The organism is Acinetobacter baumannii (assembly GCF_009759685.1).
Lineage (GTDB): Bacteria > Pseudomonadota > Gammaproteobacteria > Pseudomonadales > Moraxellaceae > Acinetobacter > Acinetobacter baumannii.
Genome location: NZ_CP046654.1, coordinates 215,997 through 238,651, shown reverse-complemented (window position 1 = coordinate 238,651; position 22,655 = coordinate 215,997). Strand labels below are relative to the sequence as shown.

The window sequence follows — 22,655 nt, the reverse complement described above, 5'->3', positions numbered from 1 at the left end:
TGCTGTAATTATTTATTGAGAGGTTAAGAATGGACACAATGCAAGCGAAATCTACGCTTCCCTCCAAATTGGTCTGGAGCCTAGTAGCAATTATAGGTGCTATTTCTTTCGGGATGCTGGCGCTAAGTCGTGGTGAACATGTTAATGCAGTATGGTTGGTACTGGCAGCTGCATGTGTGTATAGCATCGCATATCGATTTTATAGTCTATTTATTGCAACTAAAGTATTTGAATTAAACCCGAGACGGTTAACTCCTGCACATCGTTTAGCCGATGGCTTAGACTATGTGCCAACAAATAAGTATGTACTGTTTGGACACCACTTTGCCGCGATTGCCGGCGCAGGGCCATTAGTCGGGCCGATTTTGGCTGCACAAATGGGCTTTTTACCGGGCACCATCTGGTTATTGGTTGGTGTGGTTCTGGCGGGTGCGGTACAAGACTTTCTAGTTTTATTTATATCAACACGCCGTGATGGCCGTTCACTGGGTGAAATGGCAAAGCAGGAGCTTGGTCCTTTTGCCGGTATTGTGGTCATGTTGGGTGCACTTGGGGTAATGATTATTATCCTTGCGGTATTGGCTTTAGTTGTTGTGAAAGCACTTGCACATAGTCCGTGGGGTGTCTTTAGTATTGCAGCCACTATTCCAATTGCATTGTTCATGGGCGTTTACATGCGCTTTATTCGTCCGGGACGTATTGCAGAAGTTTCAATTATTGGCTTCGTTTTAATGATGCTGGCAATTGTGTATGGTGGACATGTTGCCGCAGATCCATATTGGGGTGAGTTCTTCACTTTAACTGGAACACAGCTCACTTGGTGTCTCATCATTTATGGTTTTATCGCATCGGTACTACCGGTTTGGTTGCTATTAGCACCACGTGATTATTTATCTACTTTCCTTAAAATCGGGGTTATTCTTGGTTTGGCAGTCGGTATTGTGATTGCATTGCCTGATCTTAAAATGCCTGCTGTTACCCATTTTATTGACGGTACAGGTCCGGTTTTCTCAGGTAGCTTATTCCCGTTCTTATTTATTACCATTGCCTGTGGTGCCATTTCAGGTTTCCATGCGCTGGTATCGAGTGGCACGACACCAAAACTTGTTGATAATGAAGTTAATATCCGCATGATCGGTTACGGCGGTATGCTTATGGAATCTTTTGTCGGGATCATGGCGATGATCTGTGCGACAGTATTAGACCCAGGTGTGTACTTCGCGATTAATGCACCAGCAGCAGTGCTCGGCACAACCGTAGAATCTGCAGCGGAAGCTGTACGTAATCTAGGCTTTGTTGTTACGCCTGAAATGTTGACGGTTTTAGCTCAAGAAGTAGGTGAAAGCTCAATCCTTTCACGTACGGGTGGTGCGCCTACCTTTGCTATTGGTATGGCTCATATCATTTCTGAAATCTTTAACAGCCGTGCCATGATGGCATTCTGGTATCACTTTGCGATTTTATTTGAAGCATTGTTCATTTTAACTGCGGTAGATGCAGGAACACGTGCTTGTCGTTTTATGGTGCAAGACACGGTTGGTATTGTTATTCCGGCGGTTAAATCTTCAGGTTCATTCTTTGGTAACTTGTTAGGCACGGCCGTTGCAGTAGGTGGATGGGGCTTCTTCGTCTATCAAGGTGTGATTGACCCACTTGGCGGCGTCAACTCATTATGGCCTCTATTTGGTGTGGGTAACCAAATGCTGGCTTCGATGGCACTCATTTTGGGTACCGTGATTCTGTTCAAAATGAAAAAAGAGAAGTATGTGTGGGTGACGATCATTCCAACCATTTTCTTGTTCATTACCTGTATGACAGCAGGGTGGCAGAAGATTTTCCACGAAAACCCGAAAATCGGTTTCTTGGCTCAAGTACATAAGTTCTCCGATGCGATTGATCGCGGTGAAATTCTTAAGCCTGCAAAAACCATTGCCGAAATGCAAACTATTGTGCTATCGAACCAGATTAATGCTGCACTTTGTGGCTTCTTTATGATTGTATCGATTGTCATGATTATTGCCTCAATTGGTATTGTTCGCCGTGCTTTAGCAAGTCCAACACCGACTGTAAATGAAGCACCTGCGGTATATACCGATCCTGAAGTGGTTACCACTCGAGGAGAATAAAGATGAATTTTAAATTTGCAAAAAATGGTACTGTCATTATTGCGAAAATCATCAAAATGACCGTGCTTTCGCAAAAAGAGATATTGCTCTCTCCAAAGAACTGGTCACGTATCGCAACCTTATGGCAGCGTTTACAGCAAAGCTTCCGACTCATGGTTGGTGTGCCGGACTATCAAACGTATCTGGAGCATATGAAAGCCCATCATCCAGATTTAACGCCTATGGATGCACAAACTTTCTATCGACATTGTGTTGATGCAAGATACCCATCTGCAGGTGGTACTTTGAAGAAGTGCCCTTGCTAAGTTGACCTTGATATTTGGCTAAACAAAGACGGTATGTGGTTGAACCATGTACCGTTTTACTTTTTGGGAAATGAAAAAGAGTTTGCTCAAAGTCTGCTCATTTGTATTTTTTTCACTGGTAAATCACTTGTTTTGCTTTTGAAAAATGAATATGATGCTTTCCATCTTAGGCGTATAGCTCAGTTGGTTAGAGCGCTACGTTGACATCGTAGAGGTCTCCAGTTCGAGTCTGGATATGCCTACCAAGATTTAAAGACATATAAACTCGAATAGTTTTATATGACTTGAAAAGCCCTAGACTATAATGGTTTAGGGCTTTTTTTATTGGTTTTATAATTTAATTTCAGTTTCTGTATTAGCCTAAAAGAGCAATTTCATTTCCTAAAAGGCTGAAGCAGTCAGGAGCTTTATTCAATATTGAATGTTTTAGATAACGATAAATTCTTTATTAATAACTAAAAACTGATGAAGTACCTCCTATTTGAGGTACTTCTAGGATCTATATATGCAAAAAAAACTGCCAATACCAGATAACTTACCAAATCATTTAACGGATATTTTTTATCACATCAATATAAGTTTGCCTAAAGGCGATTTAAAAGAAACTGTCAAGTTAGATGAAGCTATAAATCAACTTAACGCAAGGGATGTATATGCTTTACAGGATTATCCTCTGCATAATTTATCTGAATATGCGGGTTGGGCTATTAATTCAGAAATAACTCAAACTGCGAGTATAGAAAGCCCTTTATTCATTGCCAATTGGTACTACTGGGGGCAACAGCTTTATAGATCTATTAATCCGTATAAATTAGACCTAAAAACTCCAAGTTTGTTAGAAATTCCTGCTTATACAAAATTACCAGAGTTTTTAGATTCGGTCATTCCTGAACAAGATGAAAGACTGGATCTTTCTGACACCGATGCCAAAAAGATTACTGGCCCTATCTCTGCCATGCATGGTGTTATTCCTAAGGGCAGCATATTTAAACAAGGCGATGTGATTCTAAAAAAAGATGAGAGGTTAACTCCTGAAAAACTAATTATCTTAAGACGGGCAGGGATCAAAGAATTAACTATTTATAAAAAACCAAAAATTCTTATTGTAAGTATGCATTCTTTTGATAAAGAAGAAATGAGTGAGGAAAGTCTGTATGTTAAAGATGTTTTGAAAACATGGGGCTATGAGCAGGTAGAAATCAAATCACTTAAACCTGAACGTTACGATGCTGCATTTAATAGTCTTAAAAAAGATAATAATTCGGCTTTAGATGAGTCATTAACGACAAGCAGGGACGATTATATAAAGTTCTTTGAAGAACAGACTATGAATTTTGATGTCATTCTTTGTTGTACATATCAAAATAGTCGTTCCGCTTTATTTCAGCTTGAGAAACTTCCGATCTTTGATCAAAGCAGTATGTCAGCTGCTTTGAATACTCGTTGTATGCCTGGTAATGAAATTAAAATTCTCAAAGGGAAAGATAGAACGCCACCTAGTCGTGAGACAGTTCAAATTTATGATGAGAACGGTAATCACAAAGGTATGTGTGTAGTCGTTACAGAAGACAAAGCGACTATTATTAATTTACCGGGTGATATCCAAGATATTGCGATTCTGATGCATGCTTTTGTGAAATATATTTTAAATAAACACATCTCAGACTTTTTTGATCATGCTTATTTCAAAGGTAAAACGGACATAGAGATTGTTCCTGATGTAACAAATAGAAAATTGTTATGGGGTCATTACAAGGCTCATGAAAGTGGGGAATATGTATTAGAAATTATTGAACAGCAGCCATATCAAATAGAACCATCTCTTAGTGCAAATTGTATTGTAATGGTTCCGTTTCAAGAAAAAGTAATTGCCAAAAGCAATGATTTATATTTTATGAAAATAGATTGAATCTAATTTCTATGTATAACTTAATTAGATGGTGTAACCTCAGAAATATGTAAACTTTTCTCATGTTAAAAGGTCACATCGTCCAAAGCTTACCGTATAAAAATTCATATAAACTCGAATCGCTTTATATGACTGAAAAAGCTCTAAACTATAATGGTTTAGGGCTTTTTATTGCTTTATATAATTTAATTTCAGTTTCTATAATATAGTGTGTTTATACAAGGAGAGATTAAAATTAATTAGTAAAAAACAATACATGTTAGAAAATTTGGATAAGAGCTATTTGTAAGGTTTGAATGGATGAAAAAAATTTATATTTTTATATTTTATATTTTTTCTTTGAGTACTCATGCTGAAGAAATTTCTTCAAACAGCTCTGCTTATTCCATAAACGTTCGTGATGCGTTTAAGGAAGAACTATTTGGATCTAATGTAGGTCATAGTTGGATGGGTGTACCAACAGAGGAATACGATCAAAAAGTTATTTTAGGTGCTAGGAGTATTTACTGCGCAAAGGTTGCAGATATACTCGATAAACCTCTAGAGGCTATAAAGCTTTTCAATAAAGGTTCAGAAAATTTAAATGAATATTCTATGCAACTTGATGTAAGGAATCCTATTTCGACAAAATATAATTCTATTTTGAAATTTTCTAAACCGCCTTACGTAGTAGGGCATGAAATTATTAAAGGAATGATAATTGAAAACATCATTTCTTTAATTGATGAGCAGCTTTATACATTAGGCAGTCAAAAAGAAATAAAAAAATCGGAATTAAAAATTTTTTATTCTGATGAATGTACCCAGTATCTTTAGAAGATCATGTTTTAGGACTAAAAACTAATAAAAAATAGAGCGTCGCATAACGCTATGATCGGCTGCTTTAATTCTATGACATCTGAAAGCCGTAGAATACTTAATTTCTAGGCTCCTTAAATATGTCTCTTCTTTCATGTTTTCAATTCCGTGAAAAGCCATACTTAATGAGGCAAAGATTTTTGATTCTTCGTAATCATCAGTTAAATAACAAAGAATTTCTGGGTCTGTTCTTCTAAATTTTTCAATATCAGATACTCGGGTGTTGATGGTTGTTTCTACTTCATCAAAAGAGTTCAATTGACTTAGTATTGTATTTACCCTTTTTCGTAATGCAGCAGGTTGTATCTTTTCACCCTCAATAATTTGATTGTGAGATTTTAAAGCGTCTCTCAATGCCTCTCGAAGTTTGAAAACTTTCTTTTCAAACTCTTTGAAATTTCTATCATCAAAAATGTTTAACGATGATATATGACCAATCGTATGAGTTGCCATATAAATTAGAGTTTCTTCATTCGGATTATCAGGGTCGGGTTTTCCTAATTTATAGGTCTTTACTTCAACTTTTGTATTAGCAGCTTTGTAACGCTCATTTAGTTTTAAATAATTTCTTGAGCCAATATTAAGTTTTAGGTTAAAGTAATAATCTTCTATGATTTTTAAATTAACTTCGATCTTACGTAATCTTTCAATATATTCATCAATACGAATAGCAAAATCAAAAACTTTACCTAATTTTTTCTCAGCTTCTTTAGTATTCTCATAGAGGCTGATTCCTTGAATGATTCCTCCATTTGCTCCAAACTTTCTTTCAGCACAATCATTGCCCATTATACTTAGTGAGCCATCTTTTAATTTAATAACATAACCGAAATTGTGTTTGTGATTACAAAGCCCTCTATCACTAACTAAACAACAATGCATGTCCCTGTCTCGAATTTGATAATCAGAGAACACCGAATCAAAATTTTCGGGTGTAATTAAATTTTGTTCTAAAAAACCAGGTAAACCTAAAACTTCATCATAGTTAGTAATGCGTGGAGTCGATGCCATCTTATTGTCTCTATAAAATTTATAATTAATTATAAATGGATTAAAATATTTTTGTTCCACTTGACCGTTATAACAATAACTTTAACGACAATATACGTCGCATAAAAATTATCTTTTCCTAGTAATAACTATAATTAATTGAATTAATATTTCTTGGTCACTCTATAATGTTGAGGACAGTCTTCTTAAAAGCTGTACTATCATATTCCATCATCTTACCTCACCTTTATAAACCCCTCTTAAACAATAACTTAATCATTATTTAGCCTTACTTTTTTAATGATCTAAATTAAAGCAAATGTCATTTTGTGTGCTTGACTGCTAAAGGGCAGAGCACTATCCTTTGCCTGCTGGCCACATTGCCAGTCGGTTTTGACGAACCGTTTCACACGAGTATCAGAATTATTCCTTCTGAGGGATAGTTTTGGGCAGCTCTTCGTCTCCCTCTCGTAGCGGTAGGACGGAAGGGGGACACCTTCGGGTGTGCTGGCCTCGTGTGACCAGTTCGTCAACCCTCTTTCGTTCTGCCACCATAATTCTATAAATGTTTGGCAGAACTCCCAATAAAAAGGAGTTGGCTTTGCACATCCATTATTTCTTGGCTCTCAATGCCAAAAGCTATAACGACACCACATAAGCTTTAAAGCAGTTTGAGGGCCATTAGCGCTTTCAGGCTTTAAATCGTCACAACCAAAAACTTAGCAACAATAAAACTTGAGATGTGCCAAGCACAGTCTTTATAGGCTTTGCTGTGCCTTTTTTTCTCCCAAAAAAGTATCTCATTTACAAACAACAAGAATTTATAACGGTAAAATTATGCGAAATGTAGTTCTCCCAACACGTGCCTTATACGTTGTAAATAAAGCAATTGATCTGTTTCATCACCGTGGATTTCACCTTATTGGGGTCGACAGAATAGTGAAAGAATCAGAGATTACAAAAGCGACTTTTTATAATTATTTTCACTCTAAAGAACGACTCATTGAAATTTGCTTGATGGTGCAAAAAGAAAAGCTCCAAGAACAAGTAGTTGCAATGGTTGAGTATGATTTAAGTACTTCCGCAATCGATAAACTCAAAAAACTTTATGATTTACATACCGATGTAGAAGGGCCGTATTACTTATTATTTAAAGCCGTTTTTGAGATTAAAAATAGTTATCCCAACGCTTATCAAACCGCAGTGCGCTATAGAACATGGTTGATCAATGAAATTTATAGCCAGCTTAGAACACTAAAACCTGATGCCTCTTTTACCGATGCCAAACTATTTTTATATATGGTGGAGGGCACAATCATTCAGCTTTTAAGCTCTGGTGGGGTAAGCGAGCGGGAGGGTGTGTTTGAGTGTTTTTTAAGAGGGCTAACTACATGCAAATGAAAAGTTTAGGGTTGCGTCAGTAGCAGCTAAATACGAGTCATAAGAAAGGGGGCTGTACTGTATTTATCAAAAAATAACTTGTTTATTTAGCATGGCTCCTTTAAATAATGAAAGAGAAAAACAACAATGATCTCTATAGCTGTATGAGGGAGGACGTTATTTGAAGTTATTTATTGTGATATTTATTGCCATTTTTTCCAGTATTGGAATCATTTGCTTAATCGCATTACTCAGAAATTCAAAAAATTATTCACCATCGGGTGAGCATGATTATTCAGCTTCAACACATTCACAACACCACCATATTCACGATAACAGTCACCATAGTTCTCATTCATCAAATGATTGCTCATCATTTTCCGACTCAGGCGGATGTGATGGGGGCGGTAGCAGTGACTAAAAAGCCCTTTCATATAAAAGGGCTTTTAAGCAGTTTAAGGTAAATCAAACCAGATAAACTGGCTGTCTTCATTTGCATGAATCACGGCGTTATCTTCAAAGACCAGAGCATCACCCGCTTTCACTTCGTACTCACCAATACGAACTTCACCTGAAATTACATGAACGTAATTAACTCGTTTTGAAGTCTCAACTGGCAGTTCACGACCTTTTTCAAGTACAGCAGATTTTACCTCTGCATCTTGGCGAATATGCATTGGTGCATTTGCGTCAGGGCCTGCAATCAAATGCCATTCGTTAGGTTGATTACGTGGGTCCAAACTAATTTGCTGATAATTTGGCTCGGCTTCTTTTACATCGGGAATAATCCAGATTTGTAATAAGTGCACTGGTGTATCGGTGTTATTAATCTCACTATGAGCAACACCTGTACCGGCACTCATAAGTTGCCATTCACCTGCTTTAATCTGGCCTTCATTTCCCATGGTGTCACGGTGTGAAATTGCACCATCAAGCACACAGGTTAAAATTTCCATGTTGTCATGCGAGTGAGTACCGAAACCGTTGTGGGCATCGATTCGGTCATCATTAATGACTCGAAGTGCACTTACCCCCATATATTTAGGGTTATACCAGCTACCAAACGAAAAGCTATGATAAGACTCTAACCAGCCTGCTTTAACATGACCACGATCTTCACTACGATGCAAATAAGCATTCATGACTCGATCTCCTCAATTATTATTTATCTCTTGAGGAATATGTTAAACCTGTGGGGTAAAGCTAAAAATAGAGTAGATGCAACATATTGTTGCATTTTTAAGATGATTAAGATTTTTATAAATATTCGTTTTAAATTTTAGATATAAAAAAACCTGTATAAAGCAGGCTTTTTTTAAAAGACATTACATATAAATGCCTATCTATAAGGCTTTAAAGGAAATTATAGATAGACATTGAGTTTGATTAGGCAGATAAAAACTCCGCGTATTTAGAAATATCGACATTGCCACCACTAATAATAATGCCGATACGTTTGCCTTTTAACTCATGTTTTAAATTACGGGCAGCCGCAAATCCGAGACATCCTGTCGGTTCAACCACCATCTTCATTCTTTCAGCAAAGAACTTCATAGCGTTAATGAGTTCTTCGTCTGTGACCGTCAAAATATCATCAACTTTCTGTTGAATAATAGGAAAGGTCAATTTGCCCAAATATTGAGTCTGCGCGCCATCGGCAATGGTTGGTGGGGTATCAATATGAACAATTTCTCCTTTTCTAAAAGACATTTGCCCATCATTTCCTAGCGCAGGTTCAACGCCATATATTTTACAGTTCGGAGAAAGCTGGCGAGCCGACAGGGCAGAACCTGCCAACAAACCGCCGCCACCTAAACATACAAACAGGTAATCTAAATCACCGACTTCTTCAAATAACTCTTTAGCAGCTGTACCTTGACCTGCAATCACATGCGGATGGTCATAAGACGGAATTAATGTTAGACCATTTTGTTCGGCAATCTCTTTTCCAATTTTTTCCCGATCTTCCGTATAACGGTCAAATTCAACAATATTACCGCCGTATTCTCGCGTTGCTGCCATTTTTGCAGCAGGTGCATCTTTAGGCATGATAATGGTTGCTGGAATACCAAGAATTTTTGATGAAAGCGCAATAGCTTGTGCATGATTTCCCGAAGAAAAAGCAACTACACCTGCTTTCTTTTGAGTCTCATTAAATTGCAAAAGTGCATTCATGGCACCACGAAATTTGAAAGCGCCTACACGCTGAAAATTCTCACATTTAAAGAACACTTCTGCTTCAAATTCATTGTTCACCGTACGTGAAGTTAAAACAGGAGTTTTATTTACAAAACCTTTTATACGTTCAGCAGCGGCTGCGACATCTTCATAATTTGGAAGGGTTAAATTTTTCATAATTAAACCTGATTCTATTCAATGTTTTCGGATGCAAGATTTCGTATTGCCAAAGAAAGCACAATCTATTGACCTTGTTTAGATAAAATATATATATTTAGATAAAATGTCTAATTTATTTTTTAATTTGATAACAAAGAGATATAAGATTTTGATTTACATTAAGTTTAAAATTAGATAAAAAGTCTAAATTACTGTTTGCGTACTTCACTCTAGGGTTTGAAACAGCATTAAGTCATTAGGAGAAATACATTGGGCAATCGTGATAAACATTTACTCACTCAACTCGATACCATCGCGAAAGGGTTAAGTGAAACACTAGCGCCTTTTTGTGAAGTGGTTGTCCATGACTTAACCAATCCTGAGCATGCCATACTTTCAATACACAATAATTTATCTGGCCGAAAAGTTGGAGATCCGGCAACTGAGTTGGGGCTGGCAAGAATTATGTCTCCGGAGTTTCCAAACCTTATTACAAACTATGCTAACCAGTTTGCAGATGGCCGCCCTGCAAAAAGCACCTCGATCGGTATTAAAGATGAAGAGGGCCAGTACGTAGCTGCTTTATGTATGAATATTGATTTAACCTTATTTAGAGGGATGCAAAGCGCTTTAGAGCATTTCACTAAAATTGAGACTGACAGCATTATTGAAAATTTGGAACCGAATGGCACGGAAGCAATTCGAAGATATATCGATCAGTTTGCTTCAAAACATGCCACTACACCGCGTATGCTAAAACTCAATGAGAGAAAGCAATTAATACAAGAACTCAAGAATAATGGTTTATTAGAAATTAAAAAGGCGGTGGAAACGGTTGCCCAACATTTAGGTATATCCAGAGCCAGTGCCTATTTGTATGTAAAAGAAACTTAATTTGCTAAATCGAGGTCATCATATTCGTTTAAGGTCTTACCTTGCTGAATATGTTCCTGATAATGTTGAGCGCGCAGTTTGTCTAACTCTGAACTAGATACGCCATCTCTCCAATAGCCAGCAATGCGCACGTCATTTTTATTTAACTGTTGGTCTTCTAGAAAAAACTGGCGTAAGGCTCTTGCTTCGTTGCGTTCGCAAGCCGCCCAAATCGTAATATTTTTGTAATGTTCTAGCGCAAATGCTGCCTTTAAAAGAAGGCCTTTTTGTGCCGTGTGATGTTCTTTATGGAACGAATGAATTTTGACATGCTCAAGTTTGGGTAATTGGCTAGCAATATCTTTTTCAAAACTTTCAATGAAAATATCAGCACTTACACCATTTTCCCATTGCTGGAGTATTGAATATAACGCGGGTACAGCCGTATCGTCGGCAAACATGACCACATGCTTTTTGGCTGTGAAATTGGGAATGAAATGGGGGCGTGGGCCAATAAGCCCGATTTTTGTACCCACTTGAGCCGAATTAAGCCATTCCATTGCTGGGCTTAAATCTTCATGTTTAACAAAATCAATTTCGATTTGAGTATTTACAGGGTTAAATGAACGGACCGTATAGACGCGTGAAATGGGTTGTCCCTCTGGCGGATTGCTCACAATTAACCGAATTGCCAAATTGGGAGCTTGCCAAAGCTCTGGCTGTAATGTGTTGATTTTTCCTTGAATTCTTACAATGGACGGATACGGTGTATGGATCGAGACGATAGTCATCTCAAGTTGTTCCATATCTTGTAAATGGTCTTTTTCTTTTAATAAGTCGCCATATTCTTGTTTCGATTTTTCTGCAATTTTTGTCATATATATAACCCAAGCTTAATGATTACTATAGAGCGCGATAATTGATATAGATGTAATCTCTCTATGAGCTACGATAACCAAGTTAGCCATTAATGTAAATAATAATCATTATTAATTGTGGGTTTTAGACGATAGAATTAGTTCACTAAACGACTAAACCGAATAGAAAAATTATTTTATTATTTTGATATTTATCATTTTTTATTAATGTCTTTTAAAAGAAAGAAATTGATATTTCTCTTAATAGTAATTGTAAATGATTATCATTTATATTATTGTGCTGGGGTATCTATTATTCAAACAAACAGCGATGAAAAAGACATTTTTATAACTTTGTTTTGAATATTAGGTTGGGTGGTATTGCATAAAGAATAGGGTGAGGACCAAGATAAATGCTAAAAGATTTGAGTCAAAATTTAGGGCAAACGAATGATAAAAATAACAATGTAGAAAATTTCTTAAAGCAAATTTATGAAAATATTTTTGAGCAAAATTCCAATCGAGCAGCACTCATTTTTGAAAACCGTAGCATTAGTTATGCTGAGGTAGGGACTCAGGTCGCCAAAGTCATGTATGCGCTAAAAATGCAAGACTTGGCGACAGGGTCGGTGGTGGCAATTTGCCTGAGAAAAAGTCCTGAGCATATTTATACAGCTTTGGCATGTGCGCTTACTGGCATCATTTGGCTACCTGTAGATATGGACTCACCGCCGTCGCGACTGAACTATTTATTGACGAATAGTCGGGCAGATGTTGTGGTGAGTGACTCATTTATTGCAGGTGTGCAAACACTAAATATTAATGAGATTTTATCGGCTACAACTAAGTACAAACCGAGCTTTAATGCCGAAATTAACCGACGTCCGGCATATTATTTATATACTTCGGGAAGTACAGGGACTCCGAAATGTGTGGTCCTAAATAATCAGGCCACAGAAAACACGCTACAACAGACGATCTCGGAATGGAAAATTACTGCTGACGATGTGATTATGGCGGTAACACCGTTTCATCATGATATGTCGGTATTTGATGTATTTGCTTCAATGGCAGTGGGTGCAACTTTAGTGGTTCCATCTTTTGAGCAAAGTAAAAATGCTGTTGTCTGGGCCGATTTAGTAGATCGTTACAAGGTTACGATTTGGAGCAGTGTGCCTGCCATTGTCGATATGCTGTTCAGTGTAGCTCAAAAAGAACAACTACAGTCTTTACGTTTAATTGCCCAAGGTGGCGACTATATCAAGCCCTCACTTATAGCGAAGTTAAGACAACAATTGCCTAACGCTCGTTTATTTTCATTAGGTGGGCCTACCGAGACCACAATTTGGAGTATATGGCATGAAATAAATGAGCAAGATCAGGAAATTATTCCGTATGGAAAAGCTTTAGAAAATAACCGTTATTTTATTTTGGATGAAAATCTGAAGCCTTGCCAAATGGGCGAGGTCGGTACGATGTATATGGCCGGCCTAAATTTATCTAATGGTTATTTACTTGATGGGGAAATTAATTATAAAGATTTCGTTGATATTCAAGTGAGTGAAAATGAAACTCAAACTGCTTTTCGCATGAGTGATCAAGGATATTTTAGGGAAGATGGAAATATTATTTTTGCGGGACGTGAGGAAGGTTATTTAAAAATAAAAGGTGTGAGAATCTCTGCGGCAGAGGTTGAAAATGCTTTGACGAAGAACCCGTATATCCATAACTGTGTGGTAGTAAGTTGTGTACATCCAACGACTGAAACTCAAGAGTTAGTCGCCGTTTACACCCTAGAAAATAAATACAAAACTACTCGCCTAAATAGCCCCGAATTAAAAAACTTCTTAAAAATACATTTGCCGAGTTCACATATTCCTTCGAAATATTTGGCCGTGGAAACCATACCTCTCACTCGAAATGGAAAAATTGATCGTAAAGCTGTGCAAGAAATCGCTCAGGGGAAAATTTATGTCTCTTCTACGTTGTCTGCAAACTCCTCTAAAACATCGTCATCAATCGCTGAGGTGGGGGATTCGGTTCTATCGGTTTTCCGTGAATGCATAGCTGACAGCCAAGCTGAAAAAATGGATATTTTTTATAGAAGTGAAATATTAGCGATAGGCATTCGTCCGAAACAACTCATGAGTATTGCGCAGAAACTTTCTCAAAAGCTCAATACACAAATTGATTTTTATACGCTAGTTAGCTGCAAAACAATTCAGGATGTGGTGAATAAAGTAGAGCAGCAAATAAAATAGAAAAATTGAAATGTGCTTAAAAGCAGAGTTGAGATGTTTGCTTTTAAGCACATGGTTGGTTTTAGGGCAACTAGATTTGAGCTAAGGTTGCCTTAATTTTTTCACAGATACTTTGCACTGTTGCAGTCGGGAAGCGGTGAGCCTGATAAGTAATAATCATGCTTAACTGATGCTGTCCATCAATCACATTTTCCATAATTTCAAAATGTAATCCGAACATCGATTCATCACGTTCCGGCAAAATCTGACGATAAGGAAGGTCTTGTCCCTGAGGTGTTTTGAGCGCGCCGTTTAAAGCATTATTTGAATGGATATGAATAAACACATCAAATAACAGTCCTTCATCAGCGCTCATCCCTAACGCATTTTGTATATGGTTGATGGGAATATCTGCATAGGCCATCGAGGTATTAATCATTGTGCTGATATTGTGGAGCAACAATTGGAATGAATCTGAAGGGCTAAACTGTGTGCGATGCGCCACCATGGTTGTAAAGTAACCCACCGTATCAAAAAACTCAGGATCAGTTCGTCCAGATGCAGAAGTACCAATCACAATATCTTTTAAATCACCTTGTTGCTGTAATGCATGGGCGATAGCAGTATAGAGAACCGCGAAAATAGAAGAGCTGTGTTGTCTCGAAAATGCGAGAAGCTTTTCATGCATTTCTGGTGCAAATTTAAGTTCGAGCCATTGGACTGGAGGTTTTTCCTTTTCAGCATTTAATTCATGTTCCGAAACAGGAAGGCTTAGACCTTTGGTTGCCCCTGTTAGCAGGTTAGTCCAATAATTTAGATGGTCTTGATTGATACCTTGTTTTTGCTGGAGTAAAGAAAAATCAAGAATGGATTGGGCTGGTGCCTTCCAGCTCGGTGCTTGAGCATTTGAGCGAGCAAGATAAGCATGCGCAAGGTCAGCCATAATCGTATTTAAAGACCATTCATCAATCACCATGTGGTGAACTAAAAACGATAAAGTTTGGCGACCTTTAGCATTTCGAATTAAACGAATTCTTAAGGGAAGCTCACGGGTTAAATCAAATTTATATGAAGCTTCACTGGCAAGCGTTGCATCGTGACTTTCGGCACTGTTCCAAAACCATTTGAAGTGTTTAAGTTCAGACGTAGGAACAACCTGCTGATAGGTTTGACCATTGGCGCTATTAAAAATTGTGCGTAAACCTGCATGTCGCTCCACAATATCTGTAAAGGCTTGCAAGAAAACATCTTCATTAATTTCTTCAAGGAATTCTACGGCAAATGGTAAGTTATAAATTGGGCTAAAATCGAACGCAGAATAAGCTTGCCACAGGAAATCTTGAGCTAAAGTAAGCGGGGCTTTATCTACACTTTGTAAGGTGGTTTTTTCGGTTTTTTCAGATTTAACGAAAGCATATTGGGCTAAATCGGCAGCAGATGGAGATTTAAAGAAATCATTAAATTGAATCTCAATTCCATGTTTATTGAGTAGGTTTCCAATAATTCGTGTTGCTAATAGTGAATGGCCACCAAAATCAAAAAAGTCATCATGTTGGCTCATTTCTGGTTCAGCGAGCGTATTTCGGAACTCTTCTAAAATAATTTCTGAAACATAGGTTTGGTTAGGTTGTTCTGGCGCTTTTGTAGAACTTGCAAGATGATTTGAGATATCAATTTCTGTCAGCACCAATGGCACATTATTGGGTGAATATTGTTGATATCGATTTTGTATAGCCTGAATAAAATCTGCCTTTTGATAGCTTTCATCGAGAATCGGGTGGAGCGCTAAAATAAGGAAATAGCCTTGTTCAGTTTCTACGAGACTTGTAAAAAAAGGGGGATGAAATTCTGCATTCCATGCTTGCGCTTTTAAGGTATTTACCTGCTCAAATACGTGTTCTGCATAGCTCTTTTTTATTTCTAGGCAAGCTGAATGGTCATCAAATGGATATTTGTATAAATCACCTTCGTCACTAAATGTATAGCGGACATTTAAGTCAGGTGTAGTTTTAATAATGTCTTGAATTGCTTTAATGAGCAGTTGAATGTCTAAATCTTGATTAAGTTTCCATAGATTAAAACGTCGGTTAACTTGTTCAGGCTGTTGTAATTGCAACATCCAGATATGTTCTTCGTAATCAGTAACCGAAAGGAGAGTGGGCGATTTGGAAAATTGTTCCAACATAAATGAATCCTGGTTTATCAAATGGCTATTTTCATCAATTTTTATTTCGCAAATTTTTTACATTAGATTAAATTTCATATAATTCATAATGTTATAGATTTGCTTGTTTGCAAAAATTGACCTTTTTCTAATGAGTTGATGTCCACATGAACTGTACTGATGTAACAGTAGGGTTACATTTTACCTTTAAACATACTATAATTGATTCTCATTTACATCAAGATTATTATTTGCAAGTAGATAGTACCAATTGAGAATGACTAATTTTTAAAATAGAAAATAAATAATAAGTGATTGATTAATATTTATTTAATTCGAAATTGGTTGGGCAAAAATAATTTAAAGATGAAAAAAATGCTCCTCGGAATAGGACTGTGATTTTGCCTATTCAAAAGGAACTGATTCTGTTGTCTCGATAAAATTGAGGAATTTTCATGAGAATATTCAATCATGAAAGGTTGATAAGCCCATCAAATGTTGAACAAATTTTCCCTCGCTTTGGTTTGATGGGACTAAATTTGCAATTTGCATCGGCTTTATTACGCTCAAGTGGGGCACGCCACTGATGCGATTTGGCTTATTCTGTATTTTTATCATTTTATGTATTTGTTCGTTATTGCTCGGGGCTGAACAAATACAGTGGTCTACCTTATTTTCTTTTTCTCATGAGAGTTGGCTCACTCTTACAGCCAGCCGTATTCCTCGTTTAATTACTATTGTGCTTACCGGTATCGGGTTGGCGGTATGTGGCGTCATCTTGCAGCATATTGTGCGTAACAAATTTGTTGAACCGGAAACGTCGGGCGGTTTAGATGCTGCCAAACTGGGAATTTTAGTGTCGTTAACTTTAGTTCCGGTAACCAGCACGCTGAGTAAAATGATATTTGCGATCATTTTTTGTTTTATTGCCAGCTTAATTTATATCGCAATTATTCGCCGGATCCGTTTTAGAAATACGGTTTTAGTACCGGTTATTGGCTTGATGTACGGCAGTGTACTGAGTGCCTTAGCTGAGTTTTATGCCTATCGCTTTAATATTTTACAAAGTATGCAAGGGTGGCTTTTAGGAGATTTTTCAAAAATTATCCAAGGCCACTATGAAGTTATTTACATTATTTTTCCGATTGTTGTCCTGACTTATCTTTTTGCACACCGCTTTACCGTAATTGGTATGGGTGAAGAGATGGCTTCTAGCTTAGGACTTAGTTATGCAGCTATAGCCGCCATTGGTTTAATACTGGTTGCCATTACAGTTTCAACCACAGTGATTACTGTTGGTGCCATTCCTTTTGTCGGGCTCGTGGTCCCCAATTTGGTCGCACTGAAATACGGAGAAAACTTAGCTAAAACCTTGCCCATTGTGGCTTTGGGTGGAGCGTCTCTATTACTGATTTGCGACATTCTTGGTCGCTCGATTATTTATCCATTTGAAGTGCCAATTGGACTTACCGCAGGTGGTGTGGGGGGAATTATTTTCCTCATCCTCATTTTGAGGGAGTTCAGATAATGCGTATTACAAAGCTATGGATGATTTATCTGATTGTCATCTGCCTAGCAGTATGTTTTTTATTTTTAAACTCAGGACTAGATTTTGATTACGTCATTCCTAACCGACTTCTGCGTCTTGCCACGATTGTGATAGCCGGTATTTGCGTTGCTTTTTCCTCGATTGTTTTTCAGACACTGGTCGGTAATCGTATTTTGACCCCTTCCATTATGGGCTATGAAGCGATTTATCTCTTATGGCAAGTTTTGTTGTTGTTTTTTTGGGGAACGCATGGATTAAGCCAGTTAGGAATAAACGGTAATTTCTTTATCTCAATCGTTTTAATGCTGCTTTATTCGTGGGTAATCCATAAGTGGTTATTGCCATACGGCAGAAATGATGTCTTTCTCCTGTTGCTTTTAGGGTTAGTCCTTACGATGGTCGTCGGGACGGTTACTCAATTTATTCAACTCAAAATTAATCCTGGTGAATTTTCTGTTTTCCAAGGCCTTAGCTATGCTTCGTTTAATCGCTCTCAACCAGAAACTTTATTGTATGCCAGCGTAGCCGTAGTCATTGTTCTATTCCTCGGTAGAAAAGCGCTCCCTGTTCTGGATGTTCTGGTTTTAGGGCGTGAGCAAGCTATTTCATTAGGCATTCATCATCACCGCTATATCAGTTTCTATTTAGCCCTGATCGCTATTTTGGTTGCGGTATCTACCAGTCTGATTGGCCCGACAGTATTTATGGGCGTATTTATTGCCAACATTACTTATGCACTAGCAAGAAGTTATAAGCATAAATTAACGCTGCCCATGGGCTGTGCCATCACGATTGCCATATTTATTGCTGCTCAAATTTTAGTTGAGCACGTTTTTAATTACAAAACGACCGTCAGCATTTTGGTCAATCTGGTATGTGGCATTTATTTCCTTGCGCTGACGGTTCGTACCCGAGGTGTTGCATGATTCATGTCAAGAATATCAATAAGTCATATGGAAATAAGCCAATACTGACTGACGTAAATGTTGAATTTCCTACAGGTCAGGTGACGTCACTCATTGGTCCAAATGGAGCTGGAAAATCGACTTTGCTCATGATGATGGCACGTTTAATTGAACCAGATAAAGGCGAGATTTTTCTTAATCATCAAAATATTGCGGATATTAAAACCGCTGTTTACGCGAAGCATGTCGCGACTTTACGTCAAGCACCCGGCTTTAATTTGCGCTTAACCGTAGAAGAGCTGGTTTCATTTGGACGCTTTCCCTATAGCCGTGGTGTTTTAACCGAGCAAGATCGTCAGGTGGTTGATGAGGCTATTGAGTTTCTTTCTTTAGAACCACTGCGCAAATCTTACATAGATGAAATTAGTGGTGGTCAAAGGCAAATGGCCTTTTTGGCGATGACGATCGCACAGCAAACAGACGTACTTTTATTAGATGAACCCTTAAATAACCTTGATATGAAACATGCCGTTCAAATTATGCGCGCACTCAGGCGCTTATGTGATGAACAAGGGCGCACTGTGATTTTAGTCATTCATGACATCAATTTTGCCACGAATTACTCGGACCATATTGTCGCGCTCAAGAACGGCAAGCTTCATTTCAGTGGGTTAACCGAACAAGTGATTACAGAGGCGCGATTAAATGATCTGTACGAGCTTGATTTTGAAATTACATACAGTGAGCGTGGCTGTATGTGTAATTACTTCAACTCATCTGGAGCTTGAATACATATGAACTGGAAGAAAAAGTATGGGGGAGTAGCCCTCATCATAGCGGCAGCTGTCACTCTACAAGCATGTGATCAAAAAGTTGCAGATACCACTCAAGCTTCTCAGAAGCTAGCAGAACCGATTACGGTAAAACATGCGCTTGGAACTACGGTGATAGATCATTTACCGCAACGCGTTGCCGTACTTGATATGAATGAAGCTGACTTTCTAGATCAACTCAATGTCCCGATTATGGGAATGCCAAAAGATTATGTTCCACACTTTTTGGAAAAATATAAAAAAGATGCACAAATTCAGGATTTGGGTGCAATTGTACAGCCCAATATGGAAAGGATATATGCATTAAAGCCAGACCTGATTTTGATGACGCCATTACACGTTAATCAGTATCAGGAACTGTCCAAAATTGCCCCGACCATTCATTACGATATCAACTTCAACAATAGCGAGAGTAATCATATTGGTCTGGTTAAAGACCATATGATGACCTTAGGAAAAATATTTAATAAAGAAGACTTAGCTCGCCAGAAAGTTTCTGAACTTGATGAACAGGTGAAGCAAGTACAAGCCGTAACGGCCAATCGCCCAGAAAGAGCATTAGTCGTTCTTCATAACAATGGGGCATTTAGTAATTTTGGTATTCAGTCACGCTATGGCTTTATTTTTAATGCCTTTGGGGTAAAGCCTGCAAGTGGAGTGGTGGATACAAGTCTACATGGGCAACCTATTTCGAGTGAATTCATCAAAAAAGCGGATCCCGACATTCTTTATATCGTGGACCGAACTGCTGTGATGGAACATCGCCCAAACATTAATGCTGCTAGTGTTGAAAATCCATTATTACGTCAAACCAAAGCATGGAAAAACGGTCGTGTCATTTTTGTCGATGCCGATGCGTGGTACACCACGGCTGCAAGCCCAACCTCACTCAAAATAGTGATGGAAGATGTGAAAAAAGGCTATCAATAAATTTTTGGGCACATCACTTAGTTAAATTTTAGAGCATAAATTTTCACTATTTTGCTATGAATTTTAAGCAGATAGTTAATAAAAAATGAATCAAAACATTAAAGGTCTTTCAATGAACAACGTTAGCTATAACCGTAATTTTAAAACTGGGAATGATCAAAGAATTAATCACCGTTCTTTTGTATTAAATGGCGTTGCATCTGCACAAATGGCCCTTCGATTAGGCTATGCATTAGGCACCGTATTTGTTCTATGTGCATCAAATACCTATGCTGCTGTTATTGATAATTCAACAAAAACTCTAGAACAACAAACTGCTCAAACAAATGTAGCAGCTTTACCAGCAATTACCGTAAAAGCTGAACAAGACGATACTTATGCGGGAGGGCAAGTTGCAACATCGAGCAATGTTGGATTTCTCGGTAGTAAAAAATTTCTAGATACGCCATTTAATACGATTAGTTATACCGATAAGTATATCGAAGATAAACAGGCAAAAGATATTACAGAAGTGATTGCAGCAACTGATCCATCGATATATACCAACGGTGCAAGTGGTGGTTGGAGTGAAAACTATTATATTCGTGGATATGCTTCGAGTACGAATGATATGTCAATGAACGGACTTTTTGGTATCACACCGTTTTATCGAACTTCTCCGGAAATGTTTGGCCGCGTTGAGGTGTTGAAAGGTCCCTCCGCTTTGTTAAATGGGATGCCGCCAGCAGGATCGGTGGGTGGAACGGTAAATCTAGTGACCAAATATGCGGCTGATGAACCGTTTGCACGATTGACCACAACTTATATGTCGGATGCCCAGTTTGGTGGACATGTCGATGTTGGAAGAAGATTTGGTGAAAATAAAGAATTCGGCGTTCGTATCAATGGAATGTATCGAGATGGAGATGCAGCAGTTAATGATCAGTCTAAAGAAAGTCGTTTATTTTCGCTTGGCTTAGATTGGCAAGGTGAAAATGCACGTGTTTTTGTTGATGCTTACGATGCCTTAGATCATGTTGATGGCGTGACACGTGGTGTTAACGTCTCTACTGCAGTTGGAATTCCGAAACCGCCGAAAGCGGATACCTTACTTAGTCCGGATTGGGGCTCTGTTGAAACCAAAGATAAAGGCGCAATGATTCGTGGCGAATATGATTTTTCTGATCAGTTGATGGCATATGCGGCTTATGGACAAAGTACAACTGAATATAAGTACAATGGGGCAAGTGCAGGGACGATTACGAGTAGCACTGGAACACTGAGTTCAACACTTGGACAACTTGCTTTTGACGTCGATAAAAAATCAGCAGATGCTGGTTTTAAAGGCAAGTTTGAGACGGGGTCTGTGAAACATCAATGGGTCGCCAATGCAACCTACTATAATCATACACAAGATGATTATGGTTATAGAATTATCCCAGGTTTTAGTGATCCTGTTATTACGAATATTTATGATCCCAATCCAAATTGGGGGCCTAAACCGGAATTTACACCGCCGTTTCTATTTCATTCGACACTCTCTACCTCTAGCTTTGGTTTAGCCGATACATTGTCGTTTGCTCAAGATAAAGTACAGTTGACTTTAGGACTTCGTCATCAGACTGTAAAAGCAACAAGTTCTGTTAATACATTACCTGAAAATGCTAAATCAGCAACCACGCCTGGTGTCGCCTTACTGATTAAAGCGACTGATAAAATTTCTGTTTATGCAAACTATATTGAAGGTTTGACAAAGGGTGATCAGGCACCTGCAACTGCATCAAATCCAGGGGAAATATTTCCTCCTCAAAAAACCAAACAACAGGAACTTGGTTTGAAGGTTGATTTGGGGACATTTGCGCATACCTTGAGTGCATTTGAAATTACCAAACCAAGTAGTTATTTAGATCCTTCAAAGCTTGTGAATAACTTACCTACCTTTGTTTCGGATGGAGAACAACGAAATCGTGGTATTGAATGGTCATTTTTTGGTTCACCGATTGAACATGTGCGTTTAATGGGTGGCTTTACCTATCTTGATCCTGAACTTACCAAGACTAAGAGTGGAGGAAACGATGGTCATACAGCAGTTGCTGTGCCAAAAAATCAGGCTAAGCTTGGAGCAGAGTGGGATACTCAAGTAGCACAAGGGACTTTAACCTTATCAGGAAATATCAATGCAGTTTCCAAGCAATATATTAATGCAGAAAATACCTTGTCCGTACCAGGGCGTACACTCTTAGATGTTGGCGCACGCTATAGTACGAAAGTCGAGGACCACCCAGTTACTTTCCGTGCCAATATCTACAACTTAACCAACAAAGCGTATTGGGCACAGCCACAATTGACGAATTTGGCTCTAGGCGCACCAAGAACGTATATGCTATCTGTATCATATGACTTTTAATTTGTTGTAATCT

Annotated in this window: 17 protein-coding genes and 1 tRNA gene; 13 read left to right on the top strand and 5 right to left on the bottom strand. The window is 38.1% G+C overall.

The window, feature by feature from the left end:
- Positions 1–29 precede the first annotated feature (29 nt).
- The 5 genes from GO593_RS01240 (at position 30) to GO593_RS01220 (ending at position 5,156) form a co-directional block, all read left to right on the top strand.
- Positions 30–2,126, top strand: coding sequence for a carbon starvation CstA family protein (locus GO593_RS01240; RefSeq protein WP_000380473.1), 2,097 nt, complete (start codon positions 30–32; stop codon positions 2,124–2,126).
- A gap of 2 nt (positions 2,127–2,128) precedes the next feature.
- Positions 2,129–2,431, top strand: coding sequence for a YbdD/YjiX family protein (locus tag GO593_RS01235; RefSeq protein ID WP_001009533.1), 303 nt, complete (start codon positions 2,129–2,131; stop codon positions 2,429–2,431).
- Between the two features lie 168 nt (positions 2,432–2,599).
- A tRNA-Val gene (locus GO593_RS01230) sits at positions 2,600–2,676 on the top strand.
- A 260-nt stretch (positions 2,677–2,936) separates the two neighbouring features.
- Positions 2,937–4,340 (top strand): molybdopterin-binding domain-containing protein, encoded by a 1,404-nt coding sequence (locus GO593_RS01225; protein ID WP_001170033.1) that lies wholly within the window; start codon positions 2,937–2,939, stop codon positions 4,338–4,340.
- Positions 4,341–4,640: 300 nt separating this feature from the next.
- On the top strand, positions 4,641–5,156 hold the full coding sequence (locus tag GO593_RS01220) for a hypothetical protein (RefSeq protein ID WP_000725511.1): 516 nt from the start codon (positions 4,641–4,643) through the stop codon (positions 5,154–5,156).
- 24 nt (positions 5,157–5,180) lie between these two features.
- On the opposite strand, the gene GO593_RS01215 is transcribed toward GO593_RS01220, so the two are convergent.
- Positions 5,181–6,209 (bottom strand): hypothetical protein, encoded by a 1,029-nt coding sequence (locus GO593_RS01215; protein WP_000168943.1) that lies wholly within the window; start codon positions 6,207–6,209, stop codon positions 5,181–5,183.
- Positions 6,210–7,025: 816 nt separating this feature from the next.
- Here GO593_RS01215 and GO593_RS01210 point away from each other — a divergent pair.
- A complete protein-coding gene (locus tag GO593_RS01210; protein WP_001246783.1) occupies positions 7,026–7,589 on the top strand; it encodes a TetR/AcrR family transcriptional regulator in 564 nt (187 codons plus the stop codon).
- Between the two features lie 434 nt (positions 7,590–8,023).
- Here GO593_RS01210 and GO593_RS01205 read toward each other — a convergent pair whose 3' ends face one another.
- Both GO593_RS01205 and GO593_RS01200 read right to left on the bottom strand, forming a co-directional pair.
- Positions 8,024–8,710: a pirin family protein gene (locus tag GO593_RS01205; RefSeq protein WP_000995333.1), complete on the bottom strand. Its 687-nt coding sequence runs from the start codon at positions 8,708–8,710 to the stop codon at positions 8,024–8,026.
- Between the two features lie 244 nt (positions 8,711–8,954).
- Positions 8,955–9,923 carry a threo-3-hydroxy-L-aspartate ammonia-lyase gene (locus GO593_RS01200; RefSeq protein ID WP_000793837.1) on the bottom strand — a complete coding sequence of 323 codons (969 nt, stop codon included), beginning with the start codon at positions 9,921–9,923 and terminating at the stop codon, positions 8,955–8,957.
- A gap of 252 nt (positions 9,924–10,175) precedes the next feature.
- Here GO593_RS01200 and GO593_RS01195 point away from each other — a divergent pair, with 252 nt between their 5' ends.
- A complete protein-coding gene (locus GO593_RS01195; protein WP_000528175.1) occupies positions 10,176–10,799 on the top strand; it encodes a helix-turn-helix transcriptional regulator in 624 nt (207 codons plus the stop codon).
- Here GO593_RS01195 and bauF read toward each other — a convergent pair.
- Positions 10,796–11,656, bottom strand: a complete 861-nt coding sequence (gene bauF, locus GO593_RS01190) for an acinetobactin utilization protein BauF (RefSeq protein WP_000160875.1) — start codon at positions 11,654–11,656, stop codon at positions 10,796–10,798. The two genes, GO593_RS01195 and bauF, sit on opposite strands and share 4 nt — an antisense overlap.
- 392 nt (positions 11,657–12,048) lie before the next feature.
- On the opposite strand from bauF, the gene basA reads away from it, so the two are divergent.
- Positions 12,049–13,896 carry an acinetobactin non-ribosomal peptide synthetase subunit BasA gene (gene basA, locus GO593_RS01185; RefSeq protein WP_000910263.1) on the top strand — a complete coding sequence of 616 codons (1,848 nt, stop codon included), beginning with the start codon at positions 12,049–12,051 and terminating at the stop codon, positions 13,894–13,896.
- Between the two features lie 70 nt (positions 13,897–13,966).
- Here the strand turns inward: basA and basB are convergent, their stop codons facing one another.
- Entirely contained in the window at positions 13,967–15,994 is a 2,028-nt protein-coding gene (basB, locus tag GO593_RS01180; protein WP_000939830.1) for an acinetobactin non-ribosomal peptide synthetase subunit BasB, read from the bottom strand.
- A 631-nt stretch (positions 15,995–16,625) separates the two neighbouring features.
- Between basB and bauD the strand changes: the two genes are divergently transcribed.
- The 5 genes from bauD to bauA all read left to right on the top strand — a co-directional run bounded on the left by bauD (position 16,626) and on the right by bauA (position 22,642).
- A complete protein-coding gene (gene bauD, locus GO593_RS01175; protein WP_001210788.1) occupies positions 16,626–17,567 on the top strand; it encodes a ferric acinetobactin ABC transporter permease subunit BauD in 942 nt (313 codons plus the stop codon).
- Positions 17,567–18,514 (top strand): ferric acinetobactin ABC transporter permease subunit BauC, encoded by a 948-nt coding sequence (gene bauC, locus GO593_RS01170; RefSeq protein ID WP_001223275.1) that lies wholly within the window; start codon positions 17,567–17,569, stop codon positions 18,512–18,514. Before bauD ends, bauC begins: the two co-directional genes overlap by 1 nt.
- The gene (bauE, locus tag GO593_RS01165) at positions 18,511–19,281 is read left to right on the top strand and encodes a ferric acinetobactin ABC transporter ATP-binding protein BauE (RefSeq protein WP_000582118.1); all 771 of its coding nucleotides are present in this window, start codon (positions 18,511–18,513) and stop codon (positions 19,279–19,281) included. Before bauC ends, bauE begins: the two co-directional genes overlap by 4 nt.
- Before the next feature lie 6 nt (positions 19,282–19,287).
- Complete coding sequence (gene bauB / locus GO593_RS01160; RefSeq protein ID WP_001104129.1) at positions 19,288–20,256, top strand: siderophore-binding periplasmic lipoprotein BauB; 969 nt, start codon at positions 19,288–19,290, stop codon at positions 20,254–20,256.
- 85 nt (positions 20,257–20,341) lie between these two features.
- Positions 20,342–22,642: a TonB-dependent ferric acinetobactin receptor BauA gene (gene bauA / locus GO593_RS01155; protein ID WP_001073039.1), complete on the top strand. Its 2,301-nt coding sequence runs from the start codon at positions 20,342–20,344 to the stop codon at positions 22,640–22,642.
- Positions 22,643–22,655 lie beyond the last annotated feature (13 nt).

What these genes read in the sequence shown, in the direction of transcription:
- GO593_RS01240 (WP_000380473.1), top strand. Translation starts at nt 30, where the DNA reads ATGGACACAATGCAAGCGAAATCTACGCTTCCCTCCAAATTGGTCTGG.
- GO593_RS01235 (WP_001009533.1), top strand. Translation starts at nt 2,129, where the DNA reads ATGAATTTTAAATTTGCAAAAAATGGTACTGTCATTATTGCGAAAATC.
- GO593_RS01225 (WP_001170033.1), top strand. Translation starts at nt 2,937, where the DNA reads ATGCAAAAAAAACTGCCAATACCAGATAACTTACCAAATCATTTAACG.
- GO593_RS01220 (WP_000725511.1), top strand. Translation starts at nt 4,641, where the DNA reads ATGAAAAAAATTTATATTTTTATATTTTATATTTTTTCTTTGAGTACT.
- GO593_RS01215 (WP_000168943.1), bottom strand. Translation starts at nt 6,209, where the DNA reads ATGGCATCGACTCCACGCATTACTAACTATGATGAAGTTTTAGGTTTA.
- GO593_RS01210 (WP_001246783.1), top strand. Translation starts at nt 7,026, where the DNA reads ATGCGAAATGTAGTTCTCCCAACACGTGCCTTATACGTTGTAAATAAA.
- GO593_RS01205 (WP_000995333.1), bottom strand. Translation starts at nt 8,710, where the DNA reads ATGAATGCTTATTTGCATCGTAGTGAAGATCGTGGTCATGTTAAAGCA.
- GO593_RS01200 (WP_000793837.1), bottom strand. Translation starts at nt 9,923, where the DNA reads ATGAAAAATTTAACCCTTCCAAATTATGAAGATGTCGCAGCCGCTGCT.
- bauF (WP_000160875.1), bottom strand. Translation starts at nt 11,656, where the DNA reads ATGACAAAAATTGCAGAAAAATCGAAACAAGAATATGGCGACTTATTA.
- basA (WP_000910263.1), top strand. Translation starts at nt 12,049, where the DNA reads ATGCTAAAAGATTTGAGTCAAAATTTAGGGCAAACGAATGATAAAAAT.
- basB (WP_000939830.1), bottom strand. Translation starts at nt 15,994, where the DNA reads ATGTTGCAATTACAACAGCCTGAACAAGTTAACCGACGTTTTAATCTA.
- bauD (WP_001210788.1), top strand. Translation starts at nt 16,626, where the DNA reads ATGCGATTTGGCTTATTCTGTATTTTTATCATTTTATGTATTTGTTCG.
- bauC (WP_001223275.1), top strand. Translation starts at nt 17,567, where the DNA reads ATGCGTATTACAAAGCTATGGATGATTTATCTGATTGTCATCTGCCTA.
- bauE (WP_000582118.1), top strand. Translation starts at nt 18,511, where the DNA reads ATGATTCATGTCAAGAATATCAATAAGTCATATGGAAATAAGCCAATA.
- bauB (WP_001104129.1), top strand. Translation starts at nt 19,288, where the DNA reads ATGAACTGGAAGAAAAAGTATGGGGGAGTAGCCCTCATCATAGCGGCA.
- bauA (WP_001073039.1), top strand. Translation starts at nt 20,342, where the DNA reads ATGAATCAAAACATTAAAGGTCTTTCAATGAACAACGTTAGCTATAAC.